Source organism: Sneathiella sp. D3-11 (genome assembly GCF_055809395.1).
The window spans coordinates 3061220-3086039 of record NZ_CM147911.1 but is presented as its reverse complement, the minus strand read 5'-3'; the positions used below and the strand labels follow the sequence as shown (position 1 = coordinate 3086039).

General features: G+C 53.2%; 22 protein-coding genes and 1 pseudogene. 3 read left to right on the top strand and 20 right to left on the bottom strand.

Annotated elements, in window-relative coordinates:
• Nucleotides 1-1085, top strand: a pseudogene (locus AC0L73_RS15585) (saccharopine dehydrogenase).
• A gap of 78 nt (nucleotides 1086-1163) precedes the next feature.
• Here AC0L73_RS15585 and AC0L73_RS15580 read toward each other — a convergent pair.
• The 14 genes from AC0L73_RS15580 to hemP form a co-directional block, all read right to left on the bottom strand.
• Entirely contained in the window at nucleotides 1164-2909 is a 1746-nt protein-coding gene (locus AC0L73_RS15580) for an AMP-binding protein (RefSeq protein ID WP_473654171.1), read from the bottom strand.
• Between the two features lie 115 nt (nucleotides 2910-3024).
• Entirely contained in the window at nucleotides 3025-3918 is an 894-nt protein-coding gene (locus AC0L73_RS15575) for an alpha/beta fold hydrolase (RefSeq protein ID WP_227951145.1), read from the bottom strand.
• 91 nt (nucleotides 3919-4009) lie between these two features.
• The gene (locus tag AC0L73_RS15570) at nucleotides 4010-5113 is read right to left on the bottom strand and encodes a cis-3-hydroxy-L-proline dehydratase (RefSeq protein ID WP_473654170.1); all 1104 of its coding nucleotides are present in this window, start codon (nucleotides 5111-5113) and stop codon (nucleotides 4010-4012) included.
• A gap of 10 nt (nucleotides 5114-5123) precedes the next feature.
• A complete protein-coding gene (locus AC0L73_RS15565; protein WP_227951140.1) occupies nucleotides 5124-6125 on the bottom strand; it encodes a 4-hydroxyproline epimerase in 1002 nt (333 codons plus the stop codon).
• A 9-nt stretch (nucleotides 6126-6134) separates the two neighbouring features.
• Nucleotides 6135-7394, bottom strand: a complete 1260-nt coding sequence (locus AC0L73_RS15560; protein ID WP_473654169.1) for an NAD(P)/FAD-dependent oxidoreductase — start codon at nucleotides 7392-7394, stop codon at nucleotides 6135-6137.
• 88 nt (nucleotides 7395-7482) lie between these two features.
• Nucleotides 7483-8247, bottom strand: a complete 765-nt coding sequence (locus AC0L73_RS15555) for a heme ABC transporter ATP-binding protein (RefSeq protein ID WP_473654168.1) — start codon at nucleotides 8245-8247, stop codon at nucleotides 7483-7485.
• Nucleotides 8244-9287 carry a FecCD family ABC transporter permease gene (locus AC0L73_RS15550; protein ID WP_473654167.1) on the bottom strand — a complete coding sequence of 348 codons (1044 nt, stop codon included), beginning with the start codon at nucleotides 9285-9287 and terminating at the stop codon, nucleotides 8244-8246. The genes AC0L73_RS15555 and AC0L73_RS15550 overlap by 4 nt, the downstream gene beginning before the upstream one ends.
• Nucleotides 9284-10117: a heme/hemin ABC transporter substrate-binding protein gene (locus AC0L73_RS15545; RefSeq protein ID WP_473654166.1), complete on the bottom strand. Its 834-nt coding sequence runs from the start codon at nucleotides 10115-10117 to the stop codon at nucleotides 9284-9286. The genes AC0L73_RS15550 and AC0L73_RS15545 overlap by 4 nt, the downstream gene beginning before the upstream one ends.
• The gene (locus AC0L73_RS15540; protein ID WP_473654165.1) at nucleotides 10114-10545 is read right to left on the bottom strand and encodes an ExbD/TolR family protein; all 432 of its coding nucleotides are present in this window, start codon (nucleotides 10543-10545) and stop codon (nucleotides 10114-10116) included. The genes AC0L73_RS15545 and AC0L73_RS15540 overlap by 4 nt, the downstream gene beginning before the upstream one ends.
• Nucleotides 10542-11150, bottom strand: a complete 609-nt coding sequence (locus AC0L73_RS15535; RefSeq protein WP_227951120.1) for a MotA/TolQ/ExbB proton channel family protein — start codon at nucleotides 11148-11150, stop codon at nucleotides 10542-10544. Before AC0L73_RS15535 ends, AC0L73_RS15540 begins: the two co-directional genes overlap by 4 nt.
• On the bottom strand, nucleotides 11140-12231 hold the full coding sequence (locus AC0L73_RS15530; protein ID WP_473654164.1) for a hemin-degrading factor: 1092 nt from the start codon (nucleotides 12229-12231) through the stop codon (nucleotides 11140-11142). The genes AC0L73_RS15535 and AC0L73_RS15530 overlap by 11 nt, the downstream gene beginning before the upstream one ends.
• 15 nt (nucleotides 12232-12246) lie before the next feature.
• Nucleotides 12247-13110 carry an energy transducer TonB gene (locus tag AC0L73_RS15525; protein ID WP_227951116.1) on the bottom strand — a complete coding sequence of 288 codons (864 nt, stop codon included), beginning with the start codon at nucleotides 13108-13110 and terminating at the stop codon, nucleotides 12247-12249.
• Complete coding sequence (locus AC0L73_RS15520) at nucleotides 13104-15140, bottom strand: TonB-dependent hemoglobin/transferrin/lactoferrin family receptor (RefSeq protein WP_227951114.1); 2037 nt, start codon at nucleotides 15138-15140, stop codon at nucleotides 13104-13106. Before AC0L73_RS15520 ends, AC0L73_RS15525 begins: the two co-directional genes overlap by 7 nt.
• 83 nt (nucleotides 15141-15223) lie before the next feature.
• A complete protein-coding gene (gene hemP / locus AC0L73_RS15515; RefSeq protein WP_227951113.1) occupies nucleotides 15224-15397 on the bottom strand; it encodes a hemin uptake protein HemP in 174 nt (57 codons plus the stop codon).
• Nucleotides 15398-15703: 306 nt separating this feature from the next.
• On the opposite strand from hemP, the gene AC0L73_RS15510 reads away from it, so the two are divergent.
• Both AC0L73_RS15510 and AC0L73_RS15505 read left to right on the top strand, forming a co-directional pair.
• Nucleotides 15704-16480, top strand: coding sequence for an SDR family NAD(P)-dependent oxidoreductase (locus AC0L73_RS15510; protein ID WP_473654163.1), 777 nt, complete (start codon nucleotides 15704-15706; stop codon nucleotides 16478-16480).
• Between the two features lie 27 nt (nucleotides 16481-16507).
• Complete coding sequence (locus AC0L73_RS15505; RefSeq protein ID WP_227951108.1) at nucleotides 16508-17755, top strand: acetyl-CoA C-acetyltransferase; 1248 nt, start codon at nucleotides 16508-16510, stop codon at nucleotides 17753-17755.
• A 65-nt stretch (nucleotides 17756-17820) separates the two neighbouring features.
• Here the strand turns inward: AC0L73_RS15505 and AC0L73_RS15500 are convergent, their stop codons facing one another.
• Genes AC0L73_RS15500 through AC0L73_RS15475 form a run of 6 tightly spaced genes read right to left on the bottom strand, consistent with a single transcriptional unit; the run spans nucleotide 17821 to nucleotide 24815 of the window.
• On the bottom strand, nucleotides 17821-19161 hold the full coding sequence (locus tag AC0L73_RS15500) for a metal-dependent hydrolase family protein (protein ID WP_473654162.1): 1341 nt from the start codon (nucleotides 19159-19161) through the stop codon (nucleotides 17821-17823).
• 12 nt (nucleotides 19162-19173) lie between these two features.
• The gene (locus tag AC0L73_RS15495) at nucleotides 19174-19944 is read right to left on the bottom strand and encodes an alpha/beta fold hydrolase (protein WP_227951103.1); all 771 of its coding nucleotides are present in this window, start codon (nucleotides 19942-19944) and stop codon (nucleotides 19174-19176) included.
• A 3-nt stretch (nucleotides 19945-19947) separates the two neighbouring features.
• Nucleotides 19948-20814, bottom strand: a complete 867-nt coding sequence (locus AC0L73_RS15490; protein WP_473654161.1) for a fumarylacetoacetate hydrolase family protein — start codon at nucleotides 20812-20814, stop codon at nucleotides 19948-19950.
• A complete protein-coding gene (locus tag AC0L73_RS15485) occupies nucleotides 20811-22316 on the bottom strand; it encodes an SRPBCC family protein (RefSeq protein WP_473654160.1) in 1506 nt (501 codons plus the stop codon). Before AC0L73_RS15485 ends, AC0L73_RS15490 begins: the two co-directional genes overlap by 4 nt.
• Before the next feature lies 1 nt (nucleotide 22317).
• Entirely contained in the window at nucleotides 22318-22755 is a 438-nt protein-coding gene (locus tag AC0L73_RS15480) for an SRPBCC family protein (RefSeq protein ID WP_227951096.1), read from the bottom strand.
• A 2-nt stretch (nucleotides 22756-22757) separates the two neighbouring features.
• Nucleotides 22758-24815 carry a flotillin family protein gene (locus AC0L73_RS15475; RefSeq protein ID WP_227951094.1) on the bottom strand — a complete coding sequence of 686 codons (2058 nt, stop codon included), beginning with the start codon at nucleotides 24813-24815 and terminating at the stop codon, nucleotides 22758-22760.
• Nucleotides 24816-24820: the final 5 nt, after the last annotated feature.

The following is a 24820-nucleotide window of genomic DNA, read 5'->3' as shown; positions in this document are numbered from 1 at the left end:
ATGACGCATCTTTGGGTTCGTGCAGAGCAGCGCGAAAATGAACAACGGGTCGGTATTACGCCAGACGGCGTCCGCTCCTTATTGTCCGCCGAATTTCGGGTAACGGTAGAGGAAAGCAGTAGTCGCGCCATCCCCATCTCCGCCTATCGTGCCACCGGCTGTGAGATTGCCGCAGAAGGAAGCTGGGCCGACGCGCCCGCCGATGCCATCATATTTGGCCTCAAGGAACTACCCACGGCAACGACGCCACTTCCCCATCGGCATATCATGTTCGGCCATGCCTTTAAGGGGCAGACCGATGGGCCCGCCCTTCTCCGACGGTTCAAGGAGGGAGGAGGCAAACTCTATGATCTGGAGTACCTGACCGATGAGGCGGGCCGCCGCGTCGCCGCCTTCGGCTATTGGGCTGGATTTGCAGGCGCGGCCATTGCGCTGTTGGTCTGGACAGCAGAGCAAATCGGCAAGGGCCCCGGCCCCAGTAAAATAGATGTCTACGCCGGACGCGACGCACTGATCAGTGAATTGAGGGAAAGCCTTACGCACGCGCTTGATGCTGGCGGTAAAAAACCCAATGCGATCGTTATCGGTGCCCTTGGCCGGGTTGGCAAAGGCGCAAGCGACTGCTTCGAAGCGCTTGGTCTAAAGGTAACAAAATGGGATATCGCGGAAACTGCCCATGGTGGACCTTACCCCGAAATTCTAGAACATGATATATTTGTAAACTGTATTCTAGCGCAGGAAGGCGTTCCCGTTTTCGTGTCCAAATCTGCTCTGACTGCGCCGCGCCATCTTTCGGTGATTGCCGATGTCTCCTGCGATCCCAGCAGTCCCTATAATCCAATCCCAATCTATGATCATGCCACATCCTTTGATGATCCAGTTATTCGGATAAGCGACGGAACTCCCCCCTCGATGTAATGGCAATCGATAATCTCCCTTCCATGCTCCCCATGGAAAGCAGCGAGGACTATGCCGCCCAACTTCTTCCGTCACTCCTCGCACTCGACCAAATTGAGAACGGAGTATGGGGTAGAGCTGTATGTATTTTTGAAAAAAAGATGTCAGAAATAAATTCATATGAATAGTATTAATTATTTAATATCAATATATTAACATGATTATATAATCTAATGCACTAATTCTAATTAAATTAATTTAACCGGTTAATTTTCTATATTAAGGATCTCAATCATTTCATCACGCATAATGAATTTCTGCGGCTTACCGGTGACAGTCATCGGAAGCTCAGGAACGAACCGCACATGGCGCGGCACCTTGTAATGGGCAATTTGATCCTTGCAGTAGGCCTTAACCCCCTCTTCATCTAGAGTTGAGCCCTCGCGCACAACAATCCAGGAGCAAACCTCTTCGCCGAATTTCTCATTCGGCACACCGAAGACCTGCACTTCCTGAATATCCGAATGAGTGAAGAGGAACTCTTCTATCTCCCGCGGATAGATATTTTCGCCGCCGCGAATGATCATGTCTTTCAGGCGGCCTACGATCTCGCAATATCCCTCCGCATCAAGGACGGCAAGATCACCCGTACGCATCCACCCGCCATCAACGATCGCCTCCCCTGTTTTTTCCTCGTCATCCCAATAGCCGCGCATCACGGAATAGCCACGCGTCCAGAGTTCGCCTTGCGCACCAACTGGAACATCTGCGCCGTTTTCATCGACGATTCGAACCTCCACATGCGGATGAATACGGCCAACTGTAGAGACCCGTTTCTCGAGCGGATCGTCAACACCGCTTTGGAAGGAAACGGGAGAAGTCTCCGTCATGCCATAGCAAATAGTGACTTCCGACATATGCATATGATCAATCACCTTTTTCATCACTTCAATCGGACAAGGTGCGCCTGCCATCACGCCAGTACGCAGGCTGGAAAGATCGAGTTCCGCAACAAGTGGATGATCAACCATGGCGACAAACATTGTCGGAACCCCGTAAAGCGCCGTGCAACGCGCAGTTGCCGCGGCTTGCAGAGTTTCCACCGGATCAAATGCTTCGCCGGGAAAGACCATTGCCGCGCCTGTACTGACACAGCCCAAGGAACCCATCACCATCCCGAAACAATGATAAAGCGGTACTGGGATACAGAGCCGGTCCTCCTCGGTAAAGTTCATGCGCCCGACGACATGGGCTGCGTTATTGACGATATTATAGTGAGTCAATGTCGCTCCCTTGGGCGCGCCAGTTGTTCCAGAGGTAAACTGGATATTGATCGGATCATCGGACGCTAGGCTATCCGTAATCGTATCGAGTTCGGCCCGCTCCTTATCACTTGCCAGCCCTGCGATATCGGAAAACGCATACATTCCCGCGCCGGGGTTATCGTGTATGCCGATAACAATCTTGAGTGCCGGCAACTTCGCGGCATTTAGTTGCCCGGGCTCGGAGTTTTCAAGCTCCGGCGCCAGCGTCCGGATCATCTTGAGATAATCTGACGTCTTGAACTTATCCGCCGCAATTAACGCCTTGCAGCCCGATTTATTGAGTGCGTATTCCAGCTCTGATAGGCAATAGGCCGGATTAATATTCACAAGGATCAGCCCGATCCGCGCCGTCGCATATTGAGTCAGGATCCATTCGAGATTATTGGGCGACCATATCCCGATACGATCGCCAGTTTCCAGTCCAAGCGCGAGAAGTCCGGCCGCCAGTGCATCCACTTTCCGGTCAAATTCAGCATATGTAAGAGTAAGATTCTGCTGCGGAAAGATGAGCGCCGCACGCGTGCCATATTTCGCAACTGTTTCTTTCAACATCTGGGGAATAGTCTGCCGCCGAAGCGCGCTTGTTCTTTCCCCTGCCACATAAGACCGATCCTTGACCGGTGCTATAACCGACTGAAACTGATCCCGCGCACTGTCTACAGCCTGAGTATCCTGCACAGTTGACATATTATCCTCCCCATTCATGTCTCTGTTTTCAGGAAGTTTACGTCAATAGATCCAGCTTGTCACATCAACTGTCGACCCGGCGAATAATTGCGAGTTATTCGCCGGACTAGATCTATTAGGCTGCTCTTTTTGCGTTCTTTAAGATTGCCTCAACCATGGCCGTGACGGCCTCGTCCGGAATGTCATGCGCCATTCCATCTATCACAATCATCTCGGTGCCGGGGATTGTGTTTTTCACATCTTCCGCGCAGCCAAGCGGAACGAGCGGGTCTTCCCGTCCGTGAATAACAAGTACTGGCGCGGTTATTTCGGATAAATGCGCCACTCTGCTATCACCCGAGGCCAGGCTCGCCAGAAGATGGCGCCCGTTCCCTTCAGGGTAGTAGGACCGCTCAAAAAGGGCGACGGCGCGTTCTGCCAAAATCTTTTCATCCACAGGGAAGGCCGGGCTTCCGATGATCTTTGCCGTCGCGATCGCATCCTCCACCGCGCCTTCCCGTGTACCGGCGGGGTTACGCGGCTGACTGAGCCATTTCGCGGCCACCTCAGTTGGGCGGGGCAATCCACGCCGGCCGGACGTCGCCATGACCGAGATCAGAGATTTCACACATTCAGGCCGTCGATAGGCCAAAGTTTGCGCGATAGCGCCGCCGTTTGAACTTCCAAGGATATGTGCCTTTCCAACCCCAATCGCCGCGATCAGTTCAGCGGCATCATCGGCCATATCCTCCAACGTATAGGGAGCTGAAACTTTTTCCTTTGCCCGCGCCTGAGCAAAGGCCGCAGGAATATCCGCTGGTCCCCAGTCATCAAATTTAGTGGACAGTCCGGCATCGCGGTTATCATAGGAAATGACATGAAATCCTGCTTCAACCAGCGCCTCGATAAAAGTTTCATTCCAGGAGGTGAGCTGCACTCCAACTCCACCAACAAGGACAATCGGGTCGCCCGAGGCATCACCCCGTGTTTCATATTCAATTTCGATACCGTTTGCGGAAATTTTTGACATTTCTTCTCTTCTTTCTATCGGTCTGTGGCCTTGCAAGGTTCCTTTGAAATCAGTTTTACGCGCTTAACGTAGAACAGCGCAAGCGAACTCATCAGGATATGGTTAGGACTGGCTCTCCAAGTACGTCAAAATCCGGCGTTATGCCAAGACCAGGCACATCAGACGCTGTCATCCGGCCATTAACTCTTTGAGGCGATCCTTCGGCAATTGTCACTGTGCCATAGGAATTGAAATCTGTGGCCGAGAAGCAGAACTCCTCAGGCGTTGACCGTGCAAGATGAGCAATAGCCGCAGTCGTAATGTCGCCGCCCCATGTATCCTCAATCGTCATGGGGATGCCGGAGGCGATACAAAGATCACGCATCAGCCGTGCCCGCGTCAGGCCACCTACTTTTGAAATCTTGAGATTGATGACATCCATGGCATCTTCAGCAATCCCCCGCACCAGAACACCGGGACCGTCAATTACCTCATCCAGCACGAAGGGAAGCGCCGTGCGCCGACGGATCGAGACTGACTCCTCATAGGTCATGCAGGGCTGTTCGATATAAACATCCAGATCAGCGACCGCACTGACAACACGCGCCGCCTCGTGACGGGTCCAGCCAGTATTGGCGTCTGCCACCAGTATATCACTTTTCTTCAGGATAGCGCGTGTGGCATGGATACGATCGATATCCTCATTCGCGTCACCCCCGACTTTAAGCTGGAACTTCGTGTATCCTTCTGCGCTGTAGCCCTCTATCTTCGCGGCCATTTGCTCCGGGCTTTCCTGCGAGATGGCCCGGTAAAGTGCCACATCCTCCTGCATCGCCCCGCCGAGGAGCATATAGACAGGCTGTCCTGCTGCCTTTCCGAGAATATCCCAGCAGGCGATATCAATTGGTGCCTTCGCGTAAGGATGCCCCCTCAGGCTGCTGTCCATAACCCGGTTGATTTCATGGAGGGCAAGCGGGTTCTGTCCGATCAGATGTGGCCCTATTTCTGCGAGACCAGCGCGCACTCCCTTCGCGTAGGATGGCAGATAGGTCGACCCTAATGGGCAGCATTCGGCATAACCGGTTATGCCCTCATCCGTTTCGATGGCAACGACGGTGCTATCAAACACCTCAACGAAATTGCCATTGGACCAGCTATAGCGCCCCTCTTTCAAGGGCAGATCCACCTGCCAGGCTTTGATCGCGGTTATTTTCATGCTTTTCTCCTTATCTCACGACAAACCCGTGGGCAAACGGATCCCGCTCATCAATGATGATCCTATTGTATCCTGTCACGCGCGCCCAGCCCCCGATGGACGGGATAATCGCATCGATGTTTGCGACTCTAACTTCCCCCTCCACACGACCATTAAAGAGGGAACCGATAATGCTCTCGTGAACAAAGTCGTCACCAATTGCCAGGTCCCCGCGCGCGCGCCATTGCGCCATACGGGCCGAGGTGCCTGTACCGCAAGGGGAGCGATCAATCGCCTTGTCACCATAGAAGACCGCATTCCTTGCCGTTGCACCCGCTACCGTCGGCCTGCCCGTCCACATAATATGGGTGAGACCTTTTATGTCCGGTTGCTCGGGGTGTACAAAATCATACTTTTCATTAAGCGCCGCGCGCAAGCCCGGACTCCATCGGATCAGGTCCGCCACGGAATAATCGGCCATATCTGTGAAATTCGCCTGCGGTTCAACGATCGCATAGAAATTACCGCCATAGGCCACTTCGACAACCAGCTCCCCTAGCATGGGGCAGGTTGCGCTCAATCCTTGCGCATAGAGAAAAGACGGCACATTGATAATCCGCACTTCCTCTAAATATTTTCCTTCCATACGATATTCCGCGACGACTTTCCCCGCCGGGGTATCAAGGGTAAGTCTTCCAGGCGTTCTCGGGATGACCAACCCCTCCTCTATCGCGATGGTGACGGTGCCGATGGTGCCATGGCCGCACATGGGCAGACAGCCCGAGGTTTCAATAAAAAGGACGGCAATGTCGCAGTCATCGCGAGTGGAGGGATAAAGGATCGTTCCCGACATCTGGTCATGACCGCGCGGTTCATACATCAGGCCTGTGCGGATCCAGTCGAAATCCCGCATAAAATGCGCGCGGCGGGCGAGCATGGTCTCGCCCTTAAGGTTCGGCCCGCCTGAAGTGACGACCCGCACCGGATTGCCGCAGGTATGCCCATCTATGCATTGGAATATATGTTGTGTCATTCGCAGACCTTAAAAGCGCCGGGGACTATAGGGCAAGAGATCAATATCATTCTTTATCCCCATCACCAGATCCGCCACCAGCTTGGCGGTTCCCGCCGATTGGGTCAAACCAAGATGGCCGTGCCCGAAAGCATAGGTGATGCGGCGGGACCGACTAGCAGGGCCGATAACGGGGATCGAATCCGGCAGGCTGGGCCGGAAACCCATCCACTGCCGTCCGCCCTCGATTTTAAGACCGGGAAGGAACCACTTCGCCTTGTTGAGCAGAGCATCCGCCCGCCGATAGTTTGGCGGCAACTTCAGCCCGCCCAGTTCCACCGCACCGCCAACGCGAATACCGCTCGATAGCGGGGTCACCACAAATCCATGCTCCTCGAACGAAAGCTGCCGGTTGAGATCAAACGCCCCTATCGGAAGCGTCGTGTTATATCCCCGCTCCGTCTCCAGCGGGATATGATCGCCAACAGTGCGGGCAAGGTGGTGCGACCAGGCTCCTGCTGAAACCACTACATGATCCGCCGATAACTCTGTTCCATCCTTCAGGCGCACGGAAACGCCCTCCGCCCCGTGCTTGAGCGCCACGGCCTCCGCGATGTCAATCTTGCCGCCTCTTGATTTGAAGAATTCGCCAAGCTGGACTGTATAATCCTTCGGATCGGAAATGCCATACCAGTCATTCGTCGCGATGGCCGCGACAAATCGTTTGTTGATTCCCGGCTGATATTCCGCAATCTGATCTGGGTCCGTTAGCGCCGTGAATTCAGTCCCCCGCTCGCCCCTTGCGTGCCAGACAGGCAAATTCTCCTCAAATGATTTGCGATGTTCATAAAGCTGTAAATTACCGTGCTGGCGCAGCATATTATGGGTGCCCGTCTGCTCCATGAAAGGAATAAGCCGGTCGCGGGACACTGTCATCAGTGTCGTGAGCGCCTCTATCCCCCGTCTCACCTGCTCGGGCCGGCTCGCGCTTAAGAAGCGAAACATCCAGGGGAGAATCTGAAGGGCGTAGGGAAGCGGAACGGAGAGCGGGCCCAGCGGATCCAAAAACCATTTCGGCGCTTTCCGGATAATACCGGGAGAAGCAACAGGCGACGCATCGGAAAAGGCAAAAGCGCCGGCATTACCTTGGGACGCACCCGCCGCGACACCGGCTTTATCCAGCACTGTCACCTTTGCGCCCTTCTCCTGCAATTCAATGGCCGATGTGATGCCGATGATCCCAGCACCGATCACTATAATATCTGGAATATTTACTGCTTGCCCTGACATCTCGCCCTTCCCCTTGCCGATCCGTAACGACGGCAAGGCATGTTAATCCAAAGGCGGCCGTCTCAAAAGCAGAGAATGTGAGGATGGGCTAACCGGCAAGATCCATGCCGAACCTCATCGCGGCATATTTCTTCGGCAGATCAAATATGTCGGAAATGGTATCGGCGGTGATTAACTTTTTCGACTCTCCGCCACCTTGAATCCACCCTTCCCGGATGAAAAAGCAACGATCCGTACAGTGATGGGCGAGATTGAGGTCATGCATAACTATGATAACCGTGAGATTCTTCTCGCGACAGAGCTTTTGTACCAGATCCATTAACTGATGCTGGTGTTTTAAATCCAATGCCGACGTCGGTTCGTCCAAAAAGAGACAAGCCTCCTCCTGCTCCCATATCTGCGACAGCACCCGCGCAAACTGGACCCGCTGCTGCTCACCGCCGGAAAGGCTCGGGTAGGATCGATCCCGGAGATGCCAGGCATCTACGAGAGTAAGCGCCTCATCGGCAATCTCCGCATTTGAGGCGGTTGTCTTTTCGAGCGAATAGGGATTGCGGCCCATTACCACGACTTCATGCGCGGTGAATGGAAAGCTAATGGGGTTTGCTTGCGAGAGAACGGCGCGGCGACGTGACAGCTCCGTCAGGGAATAGTGCTGCAAATCCTTTCCATCCAGGGATACCCGGCCCTCATCCGGCTTAAGCGCCCCTGTCAGGCATTTCAACAACGTCGATTTCCCTGCGCCATTTGGGCCCAGGATCGCCGTTACATCACCAGGCCTGAAGGTCGCATACACATTCGCGAGGATTCTCTGCCCACCAATGGAATAGACTATGTTTTCCGCGTCAATCACAGACCAAACCTTCCTGAAAATTGCTTCATCAACAGCCAAAGGAAGAACGGTCCGCCTATCATACTGGTCAAAATACCAACTGGCATCTCCGCAGGCGCAACAACTGTGCGCGCAACAGTATCGGCGAGCAAAAGCAGGATCGCCCCTAAAAAGGCCGATGCCGGAATCAAAAGCCGATGATCTGGCCCGAGCGTCAAGCGGATCAAATGAGGCACCACAAGACCAACAAACCCGATGATCCCACTAACAGAAATTGCCGCACCAACCGACAACGCCGTGCAGATGATGATCCTTCGTTTCAACCGCTCAACATCAACGCCGAGATACCGCGCCTCACTCTCCCCGAGCAACAGCACATTGAGCTCTCGCGCATTCTTTACAAGGATCAAGGCAGACGGAATAATAATTGTCGCGGCAACAATAACGGACACCCACAAAGCACCACCGAGGCTACCCATGGTCCAGAAAGTCAAGGTCCTGAGTTGCTGATCATCGCTCAGGAATGTCAGGAACCCGACACCGGCCGCAGACAGGGCATTTATCGCAATACCGGTGAGCAACATATAGGTGACAGAAAACGTCCCGGTCAGCTTGGCAAATCGGAAAATCACGAAACAGGCGCCGAGTGCTCCACCAAAGGCGGCAATGCTCATGGCATAAAGCCCGAAATATCCGACAATTGGCCCTGCCAACACAATGACAATGGCAACGGCTAATGCCGCACTCGTCGAAATACCGATTAAACCCGGATCAGCAAGAGGATTGCGAAACAGCCCTTGCATTGCGGCACCGGATACGGCTAATGCACCGCCGACAATGACCGCTAAAACGACGCGCGGCAATCTGATGGAGTTCAGAACGGCCAACTGTTGATCTGCCAAACTACCCCCGAGAATATCAGAGAGCGGAATTGAAACTGCTCCGATCGAGGCAGAGACCAAGGCAACGGCCAGCAGCAGAAGGCCTAGCAAAGGCAATGCCGAGAATTTCATCCGTTTCAGGAAAAACGGCCTGCCGACCGCTTTGTCAAGCAAGCTCATTGACGGTTCAACTGTCTGTTAAGTTCGAGGGCAGCCTCGGCCGTCCGCGGTCCGAAGCCGAGCAGCAAAAGGGCGTCCATCGCTACAATCCGCCCATTCTTTGCCGCTGGCGTAAGCGACACTCCCGGAGCCGCCAAAAGCGACGCTTTGCCCCCCGACTGTTCAAGCCCCTGAGTAGTAACAAGCAATACATCAGGCGCTAAGCTCGTTGCCGCTTCCGGTGACAAGGGTTTATATCCTTCATATCCCGTAACGGCATTTGTGGCACCGGCCAGCTTGATAATGCTGTCCGCCGCGGTTCTTGATCCTGCAACCATCGGAGCTCCGCCACTATGCTGCAAAATAAATATTACCGATTTGGATTCCTGCCCGGCGGCGTTAGCTTCTTTCAATTCGACTTCAGCTTTGTTGATGCCGGCAATCAATTCGGCACCCTTTTCTCGCTTATCCAATGTTTCTGAAAGAATTTCGATGTTTTCCTTCACATCCCCGATCGACCGACCGGCCTTGAGTACCAGCAGGGAAACACCGGCAGATTTTAACTGCTCAAGTACAGTTGGTGGGCCTGATTCTTCAGACAGTATAACAAGATCCGGGTTTAGCGAGAGAACGCCCTCCGCACTCAGTTCGCGCATATATCCGACCTTGGGCGCCGAGGCGGCGGCCGGAGGATAATAGCTTGTCGTATCGCTGCCAACGACAAGCCCCCCGGCGTCCAGCGCATAGATTGTTTCCGTAATTGCGCCCCCGACGGAGACGATCCTTTTCGGTGCCTCGGCATGGGCTGCCGCAGAGATGAAAACGCAGAGTACTAATAAAATTCTGATCATTGATTGGTTTCTTTTTGCATTAGAATATTGGCGGCCTCTATCCCCTGCGACTGCAGGTATGTCAGCACTTTAAGCAATTTTTCGATTGAAATCTGGCGATCCCCGGCGACAATGATCTCATGATCGGAATGAGCAGCCCGACTTTCCTTGATCGCTTCTTTTAGCTCGCCAAAATGAGTGAACTCCTGACTATCAAGTGCGTAAGAGCTTTCCCGAATTTCAAGCATGATGTGCCGAGGTTCATTCAACTGTTCCAATTCCTCCTCTACGGCGGAGGGAAGCTGCAGATCAAGCGAACGCATAACTGTTCCGACCGTCAGCAAGAAGAACACGAGAAGAATAAACAGGATATCCAGCATCGGTGTCAGATCAGGCGCCAGCTCCCGCAAGGTTCCCCCGTGCGGATCTTCGGACTGAAGTGTGATCATGACCGGCGCGCCTCTGCGTTCAGAGTAACAACTTCAGATGCAGGCTCGTTCTTCGCCATTTCGAAAGAAAGCGACAGACGATTTAGCTCCAGGCAAAAGCGCTCCAGTTGGCGATCACTGAACGCACTGAAGAAATGCGCCATAAGAAGTGCAGGCAGTGCAATCATCAGACCCGCTGCTGTGGTCAACATCGCCTCCCACAACCCATCTGCGATCAACGCAGGCGAAACTGGCCCTGTCTGCACAGAAATCACCTTAAACGCGGCAATAATCCCGAGAATAGTACCCAGCAGACCTATGATCGGGCTGATCATACCAATCAGCCGTAACATCTTGATCCCACTGTAATAGGGACGCCGGAAATCATTCAGCGTCACCCCAACGAGTTCATCCCGTACAGCTTTTGGATGGTTCCTGTTCGCCCGCAAGTAATCGGCCAACCGCTCATAATGTGCCTTTGCCTTGATCGCCGCCCGAACGGTAAATACAAGCCGCTCCAACCCGACCGCAACAGCCAGAACAGAGCATATGGCAAGCGGCCAAGCCATCAATCCCATTTGGAAAAACCAGTCAGGAAGTATGAATGAAAGCCACTCAGGCAACATTCGATACCTCCTTGCGTGGCAGGCTATCGACAATTTCGCTCCATTCTGTCAGCTCCGGCACGCCGGGTTTCCGCTTGCCGAAGAAGGTCACTATGAGTTCGTTGTTCTTATCGAAAACTTCAACGGCCGTGATAATGCCATCGACAGAGGGCTTCTTTGTTACCCAGCTATGGCTGATTCCGCCCTCATCCAGATGCAGATTAAATTTGGGGTCGAGGACATTGCACCATCCCCCCGCCTCTACCAGCTTGTTCACAGGACCAGTGTGTATTTGGATACAGCCTTTGCTTCCGACAAAGACCATAATTTCACATTGACGGTCCCGCGAAAGTTCGAGTACGAGCCGTGCAGCACTGTTATCAAGTTCCGCAGCGAAATCCGTTCCGATTTTCTTCAAAGCCTGGACGCGGCCCACTTTGAATTTCCGGAGCATCGGAAAAAAGTCATGCGTATCTTTCAGTTTTTCCCAGGCGGAACGGAAACCTTGCCAGTCAATTTCTGAATCCGGGCGTTCTTCCGGTTTTGGTTTTGTGCCTTCAATTTCGATTGACGTATTTTGTTCAGCGTGGCGATGCATTGCAACCAGATCATCATAGGCGGCCTCGTCAGAATGGTTAGTCAGATAGATTTTGTGGATAGCATCACCGGCGCCATCAAAAAACTGCAGGCTTTTACGAACACCCGCTTTCCCGGTTTCTGTTACGGCAAAGCCATGTTTCCATTGCCCCATAAACAGACGAAGATCAATATCGGGATTGACAAACAAGCCCGTCGTCATAGGACCATGCTTAAAGAAGCTTGGGTTTTCATAGATGCCTTTCCGTTCATGAACACAATGTTCATTGCGGGTCAGTGCCATCACCTCTCCAAGAGAGACCACAGACTTCAGGATTGCTTCAGCGTTATCGCTAAGGCGGGTAGCAACCGTTCCGACACGCGCCGCCACTAGCTGGCCTTCAGAAATACCCATTTCATTGGCCGCATTCCGCGCGCGCATTCCTTTTTCCTGGCTAAGCCGCTCATACTCTGCTCTGATTTCTTCCGGTGTCAGCTTTGTCGCTGTTTGAACTGATTCACTCATTGTCATTTCTGGCTCCTAATGGATAACAAAATTCACGGGAACACGAACCCAACTGACCACGGCATTCCCGTCGACACTAGTTGGTTCGAATTTCCATTTCTTAACGGCCGCCATGGCCGCCATATCAAGCAGGCGATGCCCGGAGGACTTGGCAATTTTTAGATCCCGCGGTGTGCCGCTTGGCAAAACTTCCGCATGCAACGTGACTGTTCCTTGGTGCCCAAGATCAAGCGCACGGCGCGGATAGGATGGCGGGACCTGATGGCGATAACGCGCCTCATGAATGACGGTCGAGTTGTCTTCTCCAATGCCTTTGCTGGTATCCGGGAGCGTGGCAACAACCTTGGGCTCCGGCGCAGGTCGAGGCTCCGGCTTGGCGACAACCTTTCTCACAATTTTCTTCTCCGGGATTTTCTCAACAATCTCCGGAACGATCTTTGCCATCTCGATCGGGGGAACCGCCTTGGTCTCGATGGGCGGTTCAAGCACCACGGCAGGCCGAACCATAGGACGCGGAACCGGCTGGGCTTTCGCTTCCTTTACAGGTTCGGCCTTCGGTTGCGGCAGCTTGGGAATAACCGCAACCTTCTCCGGTGCAAAGGGGGTTGTGACAACAGGCTTGACACGAACCGCCTCTGGTGGTGGAGGTGGTGGTACCTTTACAGGCTCCACCTTGCTTTCAACCGGCGGACTTGAGACCGCCGGACGAGCCAGCGTCATCAAATTCACCTTCAGAATTGGAATATCGTAAATTGGCTCGATTTTTGGTATCGGGTGGACCTGCGTCAAGAGAATGGCGTTCGCACAGACGGACAGGCCAAGAAAGACAACCCATTTCTTGCCCCAATCTGTCGGTTGTGCGAACGCCGCCCCTACCATTTATAGGCTACCCTGACATTATAGCTGCGCCCTTCTTCAAGAAGACCGGCGAAAGCTGTTGTGTAAGCTTTATCAAGAACGTTCGATACTCCGAGATCGACAGTGAGGGTATCGAGACCTTTCTCGCTCGGCGCCCAGCGATAGTAAACGTCATAGACGGAGTATCCCGCGGTCGGCACCTGTGAACTGGACACATTATCATTGGCGGCTGCAAATCGTCCGCGCAGACCGAAAATGCTATCAATTTCATCGGCGCTGTAAGCAACATCAGCAACCAGTGTCAGCGGTAGATTGTTGGAGAGATACTCCCCCGTGTCCTTGTTTTCCGCCTCAACATAGGAAAGGCCGAGTTTTGTCGTCACCGGATGAAGATTATACTGCGCGTCAACCTCGAAACCAGATAGCCGGGCATTCGGGATATTGACATATTGTGTCGTTCCGCCTGCGGTATTCACCACCTGCGTGATAAAATCATCTCCTTCACTGATGAACCAGGAACCCTTTACGGCGACCTTGTCATTGTCCGCGACGACATTATCGAAGTTTATGCCAGCACCAACTTCAAAAGTGACAACGGTTTCCGGCCGGAGGTCCGGATTTGGAACAAAGAAGTTAGCCGGAAAGAACGGGGGGACTGCAGGGAAATGCTGCCCCGACGCATACATTTCGGTGAGGTTTGGTGCGCGGAAGGCTTGCGCAAGACTACCAAAGAACATCACATTATCGTTTGGCAGATAGCTCGCCGATATTTTCGGAGAGACCTTATGTTCACTTTGGGAATTACCAGCATTGTCACTGCTGCGGTAGGCATCAAACCGTGCCGCCGGAATGATCAGGAAGCGACCCGCAGACGTCTTCAAATCGATTTCGTCCTGCAGATAAACCCCGTAATTAGTGGCATCCGCGTTTGGAACACCCGGACGCGTGCCACCCCCGGTTATGGTACCCGTCTGATCGTCATGGTACACTTCCAAGCCATAAGACAATGTATGCTTCTGCGTCTCGCTCGCCGTGAGCACCGTCTGATTGTCGGCCGTGAAGCCGATGGTATCCATGTCACGTGTTTGCACACGACCCAAATTTGTTCCCGAGATATCTTCTTCGCGAACTTCGGTGGTGTTGTAATAGAGATGGAGCTTCGGGTTCAGCCAGCTATTACCTGGATCTTCAAATGCATACTTCAATCCGAACTGGTTATCATTAACCCGCTTATCGACAACCGGGTTAGAAACCGTAATGGCGCCGCCACCATTATTCGGCTCCTGTCCATCATTGTGAAGACCCTGATAAATAAACTGCAGGCTGTTGAAGTCGTTAAAGCTATAACCAATCTTGAAGGTACCCGAAACGAGGTTGTCTTCGGAAATAAGCTTATTGCCGTCACCCTGCTCGATATCACCGGAATTGCGAAGCGCGGCGATTCCGATGACATCCAATGCCCCCGTCCGACCGTAAGCAGAGACAACCGGAGAATATTCCTTGTTCGCCGTCCGGTATCCCATTGAAGTATAAACACCCCAGTCTTCTCCGGGTTTCAACATGTCTGCAGCATCCTTGGTATCGAACGCAAGAACGCCGCCGATCGCGCCGCCACCATAAATTGCCGAAGAGGCACCCTTCACGATCTCCACCCGCTTGAGAAGCGAGGGGTCAACGAAAAATCGACCATCATGGGCTGCCTCGAAGTTCTGGCGACGTCCATCAATCAGGGTAATAATGGCTTCGCTATCAAATCCGCGGATAGAGACAGTCTGCCCATTCCGACGTGGCCCACCAGCCACCTCAACACCCGGTGTGAATTCAAGAAGATCTCCCGTATCCCCTGCCAATGCGTTTCCCGGCGCATCTGTATCAATATTCGAAGTCATCGCCGGCACCTCAAACGAGGATTGCGGCGTGCGGGTCGCATAGACCGTCATCGCGTCAAGCGATACAGTCGGCGTTTCGTCTGCCGCTGCAACAATGGCAGGCGTCAGAAAAGTACTTGAGAGGAGCGCGCCCAGACAGGCGAGCGGCAGAGTTCGGCGCATAACAACAGCTTTCTAGTTGTATCGCGTTTGCTTGCTGCCTGGCTGCCGAATATGTCGGGTGGCTGGGTGGCGGGCTAATTGCTTTATTTTGTTAAGATCAGTTTTCCATTTCCAGTAAGCCGCAATTTGTATGAATCACCGTTGTGAGCAATCGTGAGTTCCTTGCTGGTGATAAATAATTCACCGCTCTGCAGGGTTTCATCCACAAGCATAATCATCCGCTTACTGCTTTTGCGATCGGATTGATTATCCAACATTTTTTTGACCGTTCTTTTCGTATGCAATTACAATATATTGGCTTATTTCTAGGAATGATTATCAATAGCCTCGATAAGAGTCAACTTCATTTTGCGAATTATTATCAATATCAGTTAGTTGAATTCCAGAAAGACGGCCCCCGTCCTAAAAGATGGAAAATTGTTTTTTCTATCTTTATGGTATCTCTCTGCTTAAATTACGTCAGATAAAGCTTATCCAACGTACGGCTGCCAAGAAGCATAAGCATAAAGAACAACCGTATTTTATTCTCTGAATAAGAAAATTAAGAAGGAGAAGGAACGACAATGAATCTCGATGGAACAACTGCGATTATAACAGGCGGCGCGTCCGGCCTTGGCGCAGCAACGGCGCGAAAACTTGCTAGTTTTGGCGTAAAAGTAGGAATTTTTGATCTGAACGAAGAATTGGGCGAAGCCGTTGCAACCGAAATCGACGGCGCTTTTGCAAAGGTGAATGTTACCTCAGAAGAAGATGTCGATGCCGGGTTCGCATCCATTCGCGAAAAGCTCGGCCAGGAAAGAATTCTTGTAAATTGCGCAGGAACCGGTAACGCCGTAAAAACGGCTAGCCGGGACCGTGAAACCGGCGAAATCAGGCACTTTCCGTTAGATAAATTCGAGATGATCATCCAGATCAATCTCATCGGTACCTTTCGCTGCATCGCAAAGTCGGCAACCGGCATGATGACCCTCGACCCGATCGACGGGGAGCGTGGTGTGATTATCAATACTGCTTCCGTCGCAGCAGAGGATGGTCAGGTAGGGCAGGCCTCCTACTCCGCCTCAAAAGGCGGCGTTATCGGGATGACCCTTCCGATTGCACGCGATCTTGCGCAGGAACTCATTCGCGTCAACACAATTTTACCGGGTCTATTCAATACTCCTCTGTTGCAAGGCGCGCCTGACAAGGTGAAAGCCGCCCTTGCCGCGCAAGTTCCGAACCCGTCCCGTCTGGGGCAGCCTGAGGAATATGCCTCTCTTGCTCTTGAAATGTGCCGGAATGGATATTTTAATGGGGAAGACGTCCGCCTGGATGGCGCAATTCGTATGGCGCCACGTTAGAAACAAACAATAACAAGGATCAAAATAATGACTGAAGCTTACATTATTGATGCCTGCCGTACTCCACGTGGTGTCGGCAAGGTTGGCAAGGGCGCCCTCGCCCATCTCCACCCACAGCATCTTGGCGCGACCGTTCTCGGTGCTCTTGCTGAACGGAATGATTTCAATACTGCCGATGTTGATGACGTTATCTGGGGAACCTCGACACAAGTCGGCAAGCAGGGTTATGACCTCGGCCGGATGTCGGCCTTGTCAGCTGGCTATGACATCAAAGCCTCCGGTATGACGCTGGATCGCTTTTGCGGTTCTGGGATCACGACTGTCAACCTCGCGGCGGCCCAAATCATGTCCGGCATGGAAGATCTGGTCATTGCGGGCGGTACCGAGATGATGAGTTATACCGCCTCAATTGCCGATCCCAGCAATCCGGCAATGCTGGATGCGGGCAACACCGCTCTTCGTGATAGTCATCCCCAGTCACAGCAAGGTGTTTGCGCTGATGCTATTGCCACGCTGGAAGGGATTGACCGGAAAGCCCTTGATGAACTCGCGGTAGAGAGCCAGAAACGCGCAGACAAGGCAATACAGGAAGGCCGGTTCAATAAATCGCTCATTCCAGTTAAAAACACGGATGGTTCAATCGCTCTCGATCGGGAGGAATTTCCGCGCCCCGGCACGACTATGGAAAGCCTTGCGGGGCTCAAGACAGTCTTCAATATGTTTCGCGATGTCGTCGTTGACGACGCCGGCAACACATATGGCAGCCTGATTACGCGCAAATATCCGCAAATCAAGGAATTTGATCATGTGCACCATGCTGGCAACTCCTCAGGTGTTGTTGATGGTTCCGGGGCACTACTTCTCGCATCGGGTGACTATGCGAAGAAGCATAACCTGAAACCCCGCGGCCGTATTGTTGCGACGGCTAATATGGGTGATTGCCCGACATTGATGCTGAACGCGCCAGTTCCAGCTGCGAAGAAGGTACTCGCCAAGGCAGGCCTGACAACGGAAGATATAGATCTTTGGGAAATTAACGAGGCTTTCGCCATCGTTACCGAAAAATTCATTCGCGACCTGAAACTTGACCGTAGCAAAGTAAATGTCAATGGCGGCGCAATGGCGCTTGGGCACCCCATCGGAGCCACCGGATCGATCCTGATCGGCACGTTGCTTGATGAACTTGAGCGGCAGGATAAAAAACGTGGATTGGTTACCATGTGCGCCGCGGGCGGCATGGCCCCTGCGATTATTATCGAACGTCTCGATAGCTAAAGAAAAGGTCTAAAAATCAGAGGGCGACGCAAAACTAATAGTCGCGTCGCCCTTTTTTGCCTGCTTTACGCGCTGACTCTCAATCCGACACCCAGATTTTCCGGTGCCTTATGGAACTTGCCATCCTTCATGATGGCCATCAGACGTTTCTTGTCCTGCAACACTTTGACGTCCCGGGAGGGATCCCCGTCGACAAGGAGCATATCAGCGAGATAGCCTTCCCGGATCATGCCGAGTTCATTGCCCATTTTCATCATCTCACCGCCGATTTTCGTTCCCGCAAGAATGGCTTCCATCGGCGTGAATCCGAGTAAATCAACGAAATACTCCATATCCTTGGCGTTTGTACCCATCGGTGTCCAAGCGAAGCCATAATCGCCTCCGATTGCAATGCGAATACCGCGTTTATGCATCTTCTTCATGCTTTCAATGGCGTTCTCCAGCTCCCGCTCATAGGCGATGGTCAGTGGACTACCGGGCATGATGCCATAATCACCCGCGTTTCGCGCCGTATTAATCAGCCAGGCAAGGCCCGGGGCGACAATATGCTTGTCCTTCGCAGCCTCCAGCATATCCAGCGATTCTTCATCTGTGAAAGAAGCATGATAGATCGTCTCAATGCCGTATCTGACGCAGAGCTTAATCGACTCGGCTGAGCGGGCATGGGCAGCAAGCGACCTTCCGCGCCGACGTGTTTCGGAAACCGCCATAGCAATTTCCTCATCCGACATCTGGTTTTCTTCTGCGCCCATTCCGGCGACTTCCTCGCCTGAAAGGTTGAGCTTAATCGTATCATTGCCCCACTTGATCATCTCCCGCACTTTTTTCCGGACTTCCTCCGGTCCGGAGACCACGATGCCAAGGTTTAGCCCTTCATGCTGAATATGCGGCGGCGATGCATCGCCAAGCCCACCGGTTGTCGTAATTTCCGGGCTAGCGGCTGTATAGCGCGGTCCGGGAAACCGCCCCGCGTTGATGGCATCCCTGATAACGACGTCAAGCCGTGGTTTGGCCGCTGCCGCACCGCGCCCAGCTGTAAATCCGGCATCCAGAACAATTTTGGCCATTTCAACACAGACAAGAACATGCTCTTCCAATGGCATCATCTGGATCGGATCGACGCCCGGCGCATTGTTCCAGCTTAGATGCAGGTGGGAATCAATAAGGCCCGGCATCAAGGTCATACCCCGCCCGTCAATACGTTGACCGCCACTTCCGTTGCCCCAGCTGCCGCCCATGGCAGACCGGTTAATCGATTTTATCCGGTTTCCCGATACCGTGACCTCCCCGGAATAAGGCGCCTCCCCCGTCCCGTCTAGTATGCGCACATTGTTGAAGGTTATATCGGAATTCCCGCTACTCCCGTTACTTCTGCCACTCCAGTCAGTAAATGTATTTTCGGCCATGATTTAGTCTCCCTAGCTAATTCTGTTGGCGTCTAGATGGGCACGTAATAATTCAGCGGAGCGCGTCGGCGCTTCCATCATCATCCAATGCGCTACCCCAGGTATGATTTCGAGCTGCCCTTGGGACAATTTCTGCATCATTTGCTCCGCCATGGCGACCGGCGCCACCGGATCTGTCTCCCCCGCAATCAGTAGTGTAGGGCAGGTAACTCTCGCGAGATCTGCAGCCTTCGCGCTGCTAAGGGCCTGACAATGCGCTGCATAGCCGCTCGCATCCTGTCGAAGCAGGCTTTCCCTGACGAAAGCGGACGCGACCGGTTTGCCCTTAGAAACACTTGCTTTATGGACGGCTTCGGCAATGCCAGCCATCCCCTCGCGCTGCGCCGCTGAGGCCCGTTCACTTAATCCTGCGCGAGCGGCGGCGGGTGGCTCTGAAATGGGACCGAACAGGGTCAGGCTTTGCACCATATCCGGATGATCGGCGGCAAGATACTGGCATACGATCGTCCCCATGGAATGCCCAACAAAATGTGCTTTTTTTACACCTGATGCGTTCAGACAATCCAGAACGGCGGCAACAAGCCCCGCAATTCCCGGTCGACCAGGTCGCAACGGGGACCGTCCTGCACCCGGCAAATCTGGCCGCAAAATACGATATCCGTCCAGTGTCGAAATCAAGGTCTGAAAGCTGTTCGACGTGCCGCCGAGACCGTGGATCATTACCACAGCCGCCCCCTCTCCCTGATCCTCAACTTTCATGCTCCCGACTGAAATATCCGGCATGGCTTAATAAGCCTCCACCGGATTTTCCAGCGTTCCAATACCGCCGATTTCAACGCGGACCTTATCTCCGGGTTCCAGATATTTCGGAGGATTGAATCCAATGCCCACACCTGCGGGCGTCCCGGTTGCAATGATATCCCCGGGCTCAAGCGTTATGCCGTTTGAAATTGCTTCAATGATCGTCGGGATATCGAAAATCAACAAACCAGTATTGGAATCCTGCCGCAACTCTTCATTTATCCAGCATTTCACTGGTGTATCCTTGAGATCAATTTCATCTGCGGTGACCGCCCAAGGCCCCATCGGGCAAAAGGTATCCTGCGATTTGCTGATCAGCCATTGGCTGTGACGGCCCTGCAGATCCCTCGCTGTAACATCATTGACAACCGTGTATCCCCAAACATGCGAGAGCGCGTCTTCCTTTGAGATATTCCGACCGGCCTTACCGATAATCACGGCGAGCTCTGCCTCATAGTCAATCGCTGTGGATACTGACGCATCAATCCGGATCGCTGCACCATTTTTGACAACTGTTTCCGGCAGCTTTGAAAACACAATCGGCGCTTCCGGTATTGCCCCTTTCGCCGCTGAGCTATCAAAGCCGGAAGAGGCAAACTCCTTGGCATGTTCGTGATAGTTTTTTCCAACGCAGAATATGTTTCGTGATGGACGCGGCACCGGCGCCAGCAACTCAACCTCGGATATCGGAACCGTTTCAACAATCTTTGGCGACGCTCCATCTATCAGGGCGACGACACCATCCTGCTTAATTGAGGCCTCTGGTATATCAAAGCATTCTATGGCGTTCTCTGCTTCGATAACGCGCCCGATCTGGGTTTTGCCCTTCCAGTAAAAAACGGCGAATTTCATTTTTGACCTTTCTGATAGTCGTCAGGAATAAGAATACTTGAGCCAGTCGTTTCCCGCGCTTCCAGCGCACGATGTGCGTCTGCGGCCCGGGAAAGTGGATATTGCCGCCCCACATCTACAGTGATGACATGCCGTCTGATCGCTTCGAACAGCCGATCTGTAATGGCGGCGATCTTCTGGGGCGTATCGGTATAATGGCCAAAGTTCGGCCGGGAAATCGTAACCGACTTTGACGCGAGGGAACTAATATCGCGTTTGCCAATATCACCCGACGCCTGACCGAAACTAATCAGGTGTCCGCAGGTGGCAAGAGCCGCGACGGAATGACCGAAGCTGTCTTTTCCAACCGCATCGAAAATCACATCTGCACCATGTTCCTTGGTGATTTCCATCACCTGTTCTTCAAGGCTGCGATCCGTCGGTAGGACCACATGATGCGCTCCCGCATCGCGAGCAGCACGGGCCTTTTCCTCACTGGAGGTTGCGCCGATAACCGTCGCGCCAAGGTTATTCGCCCATTGGCAAAGAATGCGACCTACACCTCCGGCGGGGGCATAAATAAGCACAACATCGCCTTTTTTAACTTGATGCACGCGATGCAAAAGAAATTCCGCTGCCATCCCCTTCAGCAAGCCTGCCGCGGCAGTTATGTCATCAATATCGTCCGGGATTGGAAAAACGAGCGCCGCCGACATCGTTCGAACAGAGGCATAGGCGCCGACTGGCGGACAAGCATACCCAGCCCGCTGTCCCGGCGAGAGATGCCGCACGCCCTCTCCCACAGACTCAACAAGACCAACAGCTTCCATCCCCGGTACTCCGGGCGGCGTAAGCAGATCAAAATATCCGGATCGGCAATAAACATCGATATAGTTAACGCCTATGGCGGTCTGTCGGAGGCGAACTTCACCCGGCCCCGGCGGTGCTGCGGTCACTTCAATCGGGCGCATTTCCTCCGGCCCGCCATGACGATCTATGCCAATCGCCATGCCGGAAAGTGCCGCCTCATTTGCAATCGCAGCAGACGTCGAAGAAGACTGGAGCGCTTGCTGTGCAAATGGCTGACGAGCCGTCACCCGCGACCGAACGGCCTCGAACCCGGCCTCATAAACCACTTCCGCAACCAGCTTGGCAAGTTCCTGTTCCCGTCCCTTTGGCGTCTCAAAGCGCGACGACCACGACCAAAACGTGCAGTTTCCGTCCGTCACGGGTTTTAGCGAGACTTCTGCAATGTAATTCTGCAACGGAATATCGCTTTCTACCATTGAATAGCGAAAGCTGTGATCTTCATCAGACATAGACAGAAGCTGTTCGCGCAGATGTTCCCCTTCAGTCAGTTCAAAATTCCGGACAGCGCTCACCTGATCAGTTCGCTTGCCGCCATCCAGATGGCTCCGCCGGACGGCCGGATGCCATCGGTCATGCCCGTTAAAATCGCGCAGGATTTCCCAAACCGCCTCAATCGGTGCATCAATGACAGTGCTGCGGCGGACAGAAACCAACTTATCCCCCCATCCGATTTTTGAGGGACGTCAACCCTCCGAGAAAGACATTTGTGCCGATATGATCGATAAGCTCCTGCTCCCGGCCGGATGCGCAGTCAAACTCCGCTGACCATTCCGCGAAGGTATGACCGCCGTCTGTTATCGGAAAGAGCTTGACCGTTGAGATATAATTCTCCACGCCCATAGGGCTTTCCAGAATGGCGTAAGAAAAGCTATAGTCATAGTCGGAAAGGGCCAGCAGTCTTTCCCGGATAACGCCACCATCTGCGAGCCGAAAAGCCCTCACACAGCCGATTTTATCAGACGGCAGCCCTTCCTCTATCCGGCTATCGACGACGAACTCCGTCCAGTCAGGTAATGCATTAAAGTCACGGATAACGGACCAGACACGGTCCGCTGGCGCGGCTATAACGGTTGATGTGTACACACTGGGCATTGCTAGTCGTCCTCGCTCTTATCCGACTTCGCGCCTTTGGCAAGAGCCTGGGCATCTTTTGCGGAACGGAAAATATCACCCATTTTCGTCACGCCCGGGTTTTCGACACCGATTTCCCGCATCATCTCATCAATCAGCGGGGCCTGCGCGCGATACCGAAGTGCGCTTTCGATGACCTCGTCAGTTGGCGAACGATGATTGTTGCCACCGCCACCATTCATGCCGTCGACATGCAGGATCTTGATGCCTTCGATATTCTCCATCGGTTTGACGCTCTCGCGCACGATGCCTTCCAGACGATCCAGCATCTTGGACCGCAAACGACCGGCCCGCGCATCCTCGCTGAGGATGTTTTCTGCTTCATTCTGCAGCCGTTGTGCTTCCGCCTGGACAGTAGCGGTAATCTTGTCGGTTTCCGCTGCAATTCTGGCGGTATCCGCATTCTTTTCCGCTAACAGCCTGTCGACCGCAGCGATGCGTTCCGCGATGACAGTTTCCCGTATGGTGGAGACTTTCTCGGCGGCTTCGACGGCTTTGGCTTCCGCCGCTTCCGTTGCAACGCGCGTATCCGCGACAGACGCCTGCTCTTTCAAGATCAAAATCTGGCGCTCAATCTCAGCCAGTTCAAGTGCTTGATCCCGCTCTATTTCCAGCCTTCTGAGGTCCCGCTCCTTCAAAATTCGGGCTTCATCAAGTCCACGTTCTGATGCGATCCGTGCCCGCTCCAATTCTTCCTGAGCAGATATCTCATTTTCTTCTATCTGCTGGCGGAAAGAGATTTGTTGCGAGCGCAAGACACGATCGCGCTCGATACGAGCTTTATCGAGCACTTGCTCCTGTGCGATCCGCGATGTCTCGATCGCCTTTTGTGCGGCAATCTTCGAGGTTTCAATTTGCTGGTTCCGGGCAATATCACGGTTTTCCGTTTCTTCCTCGGCCATAATCCGCGCTTCCTGAAGCAGTCGATCGGAAACAATCCGCGCCCTCTCCACATCTTCATTTGCGGAGATTTCAGCGGAGTCAATTTCATGACGTTGTTGTATTTGCTTTTCCCGAATCATTCGATCGCGGTCTATACGAGCAGCTTCAAGCTCCTGCTCCTGTGAGACGCGCATTTTTTCGATTTCCTCTTGCGCCTTTATCTCCGCTGCCTGCAACGCACGTTGCCGGGCAATTTCTATTTCACGGGTTTTCTGCTCATTCAGAATACGGGATTTTTCCCCTTCAGCTTCTTTTTCTGATCGCGTATGCGTAATTTCAGCTCTCTGCATGGCGCGCAGGGCTTCCAAGTCTCGCTCCTGCGTCAGGCGGGAGCTTTCACTTTCCTGCTCAAGTTTGAGAGTTTCCTTTTCCGCTTCGAGATTTCGGGCGCGAATGGCTACGACAGAAGATTGCTCAATATCATTGCGGAGTTTCCGGCGGGTCTCGATTGTCTCAATCAACTGAGTAAGACCTTCCGCATCAAAGCGATTGGCGGGATTGAAAAACTCAAGTTCCGTCTGATCGAGATCCGTGATCGCAACGGTTTCAAGTTCCAACCCATTTCGTGCCAACACATCAGCGGCCCGTTCATTGACACGCTCCACGAAATCGCCGCGCTTTTCGTGCATTTCATCCAGCGACATTTCCGCAGCAACGGAACGAAGTGCACCTACAAACTTACCTGAAAGAAGATCGGCAAGAGCCTCTGGTGACATGGTTTTCCGGCCCAGAGTGGATGCCGCAGCCGCAACGGCCTTTTTCTCCTGTATGACGCGAACAAAGAATTCCGCCTCGATATCCACGCGCATACGATCCTTGGTAATGACAGCATCTTCCTTCGTTCTGGTGACGGGTATCCGCACCACATTCAGGTTGACCGGCGTTACTTCATGAATGATGGGTAGAACCAGTGCACCCCCGTTTATGACAACGGTTTCGCCGCGGAATCCTGTCCGCACGAAGGCTACTTCCTTGGTACTTCGATGGTAAAGCCAGTGAAGAAGATAGGCGATCACCGCGATGACTATAATCGCAATGATAAGCCAGAGAATTGTCGAGCCAACCACGCTGCTTGTCATTCTTT

Bases quoted from the DNA above. Each gene is read 5' to 3' on its own strand.
- AC0L73_RS15505 (WP_227951108.1), top strand. From the start codon at position 16,508: ATGACTGAAGCTTACATTATTGATGCCTGCCGTACTCCACGTGGTGTC.
- AC0L73_RS15480 (WP_227951096.1), bottom strand. From the start codon at position 22,755: ATGCCCAGTGTGTACACATCAACCGTTATAGCCGCGCCAGCGGACCGT.
- AC0L73_RS15495 (WP_227951103.1), bottom strand. From the start codon at position 19,944: ATGCCGGATATTTCAGTCGGGAGCATGAAAGTTGAGGATCAGGGAGAG.
- AC0L73_RS15580 (WP_473654171.1), bottom strand. From the start codon at position 2,909: ATGTCAACTGTGCAGGATACTCAGGCTGTAGACAGTGCGCGGGATCAG.
- AC0L73_RS15540 (WP_473654165.1), bottom strand. From the start codon at position 10,545: ATGATCACACTTCAGTCCGAAGATCCGCACGGGGGAACCTTGCGGGAG.
- AC0L73_RS15570 (WP_473654170.1), bottom strand. From the start codon at position 5,113: ATGAAAATAACCGCGATCAAAGCCTGGCAGGTGGATCTGCCCTTGAAA.
- AC0L73_RS15500 (WP_473654162.1), bottom strand. From the start codon at position 19,161: ATGGCCGAAAATACATTTACTGACTGGAGTGGCAGAAGTAACGGGAGT.
- AC0L73_RS15475 (WP_227951094.1), bottom strand. From the start codon at position 24,815: ATGACAAGCAGCGTGGTTGGCTCGACAATTCTCTGGCTTATCATTGCG.
- AC0L73_RS15520 (WP_227951114.1), bottom strand. From the start codon at position 15,140: ATGCGCCGAACTCTGCCGCTCGCCTGTCTGGGCGCGCTCCTCTCAAGT.
- hemP (WP_227951113.1), bottom strand. From the start codon at position 15,397: ATGTTGGATAATCAATCCGATCGCAAAAGCAGTAAGCGGATGATTATG.
- AC0L73_RS15550 (WP_473654167.1), bottom strand. From the start codon at position 9,287: ATGAGCTTGCTTGACAAAGCGGTCGGCAGGCCGTTTTTCCTGAAACGG.
- AC0L73_RS15510 (WP_473654163.1), top strand. From the start codon at position 15,704: ATGAATCTCGATGGAACAACTGCGATTATAACAGGCGGCGCGTCCGGC.
- AC0L73_RS15535 (WP_227951120.1), bottom strand. From the start codon at position 11,150: ATGTTGCCTGAGTGGCTTTCATTCATACTTCCTGACTGGTTTTTCCAA.
- AC0L73_RS15530 (WP_473654164.1), bottom strand. From the start codon at position 12,231: ATGAGTGAATCAGTTCAAACAGCGACAAAGCTGACACCGGAAGAAATC.
- AC0L73_RS15525 (WP_227951116.1), bottom strand. From the start codon at position 13,110: ATGGTAGGGGCGGCGTTCGCACAACCGACAGATTGGGGCAAGAAATGG.
- AC0L73_RS15490 (WP_473654161.1), bottom strand. From the start codon at position 20,814: ATGAAATTCGCCGTTTTTTACTGGAAGGGCAAAACCCAGATCGGGCGC.
- AC0L73_RS15545 (WP_473654166.1), bottom strand. From the start codon at position 10,117: ATGATCAGAATTTTATTAGTACTCTGCGTTTTCATCTCTGCGGCAGCC.
- AC0L73_RS15560 (WP_473654169.1), bottom strand. From the start codon at position 7,394: ATGTCAGGGCAAGCAGTAAATATTCCAGATATTATAGTGATCGGTGCT.
- AC0L73_RS15575 (WP_227951145.1), bottom strand. From the start codon at position 3,918: ATGTCAAAAATTTCCGCAAACGGTATCGAAATTGAATATGAAACACGG.
- AC0L73_RS15565 (WP_227951140.1), bottom strand. From the start codon at position 6,125: ATGACACAACATATATTCCAATGCATAGATGGGCATACCTGCGGCAAT.